Source organism: Monashia sp. HAY1-5C (assembly GCF_056755255.1).
The window spans coordinates 1-3,080 of record NZ_JBPGXG010000233.1; the positions used below are offsets into that span (position 1 = coordinate 1).

Annotated in this window: 4 protein-coding genes; 1 reads left to right on the forward strand and 3 read right to left on the reverse strand. The window is 72.9% G+C overall.

Translation table 11 applies throughout. The features are described from left to right. Window positions 1–90: 90 nt before the first annotated feature. Entirely contained in the window at window positions 91–1,287 is a 1,197-nt protein-coding gene (locus tag ACR9ZK_RS21140) for an acetoin utilization protein AcuC (protein ID WP_481343935.1), read from the reverse strand. 55 nt (window positions 1,288–1,342) lie between these two features. On the opposite strand from ACR9ZK_RS21140, the gene ACR9ZK_RS21145 reads away from it, so the two are divergent. After that, entirely contained in the window at window positions 1,343–2,011 is a 669-nt protein-coding gene (locus tag ACR9ZK_RS21145; protein ID WP_481343936.1) for a potassium channel family protein, read from the forward strand. Between the two features lie 199 nt (window positions 2,012–2,210). On the opposite strand, the gene ACR9ZK_RS21150 is transcribed toward ACR9ZK_RS21145, so the two are convergent. Next, window positions 2,211–2,741 (reverse strand): N-acetyltransferase family protein, encoded by a 531-nt coding sequence (locus ACR9ZK_RS21150; RefSeq protein ID WP_481343937.1) that lies wholly within the window; start codon window positions 2,739–2,741, stop codon window positions 2,211–2,213. 88 nt (window positions 2,742–2,829) lie between these two features. After that, the coding region (locus ACR9ZK_RS21155) for a GNAT family N-acetyltransferase (RefSeq protein ID WP_481343938.1) at window positions 2,830–3,080 on the reverse strand (251 nt) is incomplete at its 5' end.

Genomic DNA, 3,080 nt, shown 5'->3' on the forward strand with positions numbered 1-3,080 from the left:
CAGCGAGCGAGGAACGAGCGAGCGGAGCGGAGGAAGGCGACGGCTGAAGGGCGCCGCGGCACGCGCGCAGCGAAGCGAAGCGCAAAAGGTTCAGTCGAAGTGCACGTCCAGGCCGTGGTGCGGGAACACCGCCGACCGCGTCGCCATGACGGCGCGGTCGACCTCGCTGGCCGGGTCGTAGCCCATCTCCCAGGAGCGCCACCAGAGCGGGCCGTCCTCGGCGGTGAGGTCGCCCATCCGGCGTGGTCCGGGCCGGCCGAAGACGCGTTCGACGTGGTCGCGCCACTCCTGCGGCACCTCCGCCGAGGTCTTGATCGGAGCGTGCGCCGCGATCGCGGTCAGGTGAGTCCACGTCCGCGGCACGACGTCGACGACCTCGTAGCCCCCGCCGCCGAGGGCCACCCAGCGGCCCTCGCAGACATCGTGCCCGAGGCGGTGGAACGCGTCGGCCACGGCGCGCTGGGCGTCGACGCTGACGGCGAAGTGCGCCAGGGGGTCCTCGGCGTGGGTGTCGCAGCCGTGCTGCGTCACGAGCACGTCCGGCTTGAAGGCGCGCACGACCGGCGGCACGACGGCGTGGATCGCCCGTAGCCAGCCGGCATCCGCCACCCCCGGCGGCAGGGACACGTTGACGGCGGTGCCCTCGGCGCCCTTGCCACCGATGTCGCTGGGCCACCCCGTGCCCGGGAAGAGCGCCCGGCCCGACTCGTGGACCGAGATCGTGAGCACCCGCGGGTCGTCCCAGAAGATCCGCTCGACGCCGTCACCGTGGTGGACGTCGACGTCGACGTAGGCGACGCGCGCGGCACCGTGGTCGAGCAGCCACCGGATGCCCACGGCGATGTCGTTGTAGACGCAGAAGCCGCTCGCCGTCCCCGGCATGGCGTGGTGCAGCCCGCCGGTGAAGTTGACGGCGTGCTCGGCCGTTCCCTCCCACACCGCACGGGCGCTGTCGACGGTGCCGGCGACGACGCGGGCGCTGGCCTCGTGCATGCCGCGGAAGGCCGGGTCGTCCTCGGTGCCGAGGCCGCGGGCCGGGTCGGCGGACGCCGGGTCCTCGGAGGCCGCCCGGACGGCCGCGACGTACTCGGGGTCGTGGACGGTCTCGATGAGCGAGTCGGGCGCGGCCTGCGCCCCGACGACCTCGACACCGGGTAGCCCGAAGATCCCGAGGGACTCGCAGAGGCGCGCCGTGAGGTCGAGCCGCACCGGCGCCATCGGGTGGGTGGGCCCGAAGTCGTACCGCGTGAAGGATGAGTCCCAGACGACCCGGGCCTGACTTGGCATGATTGAGACGCTATCGCGTCCGACCCGGCGCGAGCCCCGCGAACGAGGAGCTCCCATGGCCCGCAACCGCCTGTACGACGACGACGTCATCGTCATCGGGCTCGGACGTTTCGGCTCGGCGGTCGCCCTGGAGCTGACGCGGCTCGGCAACCGGGTCATCGCCGTCGAGCGCGACAACGCGATCGCCGAGTCCTACGTCAACAAGGTGGCCAAGGTCGTGCACGCCGACATGGCGCACGCCTCCGCCCTGGACATGATCCGCGACGCCGGCCCGAAGATCGCCATCGTCGGCATCGGGTCCTCCGTCGAGTCCTCGGTGCTCGCCGCCGCGAACCTCGTCGACGCCGGCGTGCCCTCCATCTGGGCCAAGGCGCTCTCGCCGGAGCACAAGCGGATCCTCGACCGCATCGGCGTGCACCACGTCATCTCGCCCGAGGCCGACTCCGGCCGGCGGGTCGCGCACCTGGTCAACGGCAAGCTGCTCGACTACATCGAGTTCGACGACGGGTTCGCCATCGTCAAGATCAAGCCGCCGAGCGAGGCGATCGGCTTCACCCTCGAGCAGAGCCAGATCCGTCGCAAGTACGGGGTCACGGTCGTCGGGGTCAAGGCGCCGGGCGAGGACTTCACCTACGCGGTGCCGCAGACGAAGATCTCGGCGCACCACATGCTCATCGTCAGCGGCCCCACCGAGCTGCTCGAGCGCTTCGCCGCCCGGCCGTGACCGGGGTGGGTGACCCGCGAGCAGGACGGGCGGCGGCGCTGGTCCTGCTGTGGGCGGTGACCGTCCCATTCGGCCGACGGGTGACGTCCGCCTGACCGCCTGACCGCCCGACCGCTGCGCGTCCGCCCGGCCCCCGCAGGTCCGCTCGACCGGCGCCTGACGGCTGTCCGGCGGCCGACCGCTCGAGTCAGGCGACGCCTCAGAGCTGCAACGTCGGGCTGGGGTCCGAGCCGAGCGGGAGGACCATGGCGATCTCCTCCTCGCCGTCCTCCTCGCTGACCACGCCCATCGGGCGACGGTAGTCGGTGGGACGGAACCCCATGCCGCTCGCGAAGGCGACGGCGCGCCCGTTCTCGGTGCCGACCCAGTACACGAGGTGGGTCTGGCCGCGCTCCGTGGCGAGGCGGGCGCCCTCCTTGACGAGCGTCGTGGCGACTCCGGAGCCACGCGCCTCCGGCCGCACCCAGAGGCCGAAGAGCTCGCCGGCGGAGGCGTCGTCGCCGGCCTTGGCCGTGCCGACGCTGACAACGCCGACGGCGTCGCCCGCACGTTCGGCGACGAGGCGGGCCGAGCGTCGCATCCGCTCGCGCCAGAGGTCCTCGTCGTACGCCTCCTCCTCGCCGGCCGTCGCCGCGAACGCCTCGGGCGACTCGCGCAGGGCGGCGAGGCGGACGGATCGGTAGTCCTGCCAGTCGTCCTCAGCCAGTGGGCGCACGGTGATCTCGCTCATGGAGCAACCTTCGCACGAAGCCCCTTCGGCGTGCACCCGCAGGGACGTGAACATTTCCCGGCGAAGGTCGCGGCCACGGGGCCCGGGCTCACGGGTCGGTGAGAAGGGCGACCATCTCGAGCTCGTGCAGCTCCTCGCGGCGCGGGTGCGGGTGCGTGGCGCCGGTGGCGACGAAGCCGCAGCGCTCGTACAGGGCCCGGGCCGCGGGGTTGTTGCTCGTCACCTCGAGCAGCACCTCGGACTTGCCGCGTCGACGTGCCTCGTCCAGCACCGCGCGGACGAGCGCCTCCCCGACGCCCCTGCCGCGGGCGCGTGGAGCCACGTAGAGACCGAAAAGCG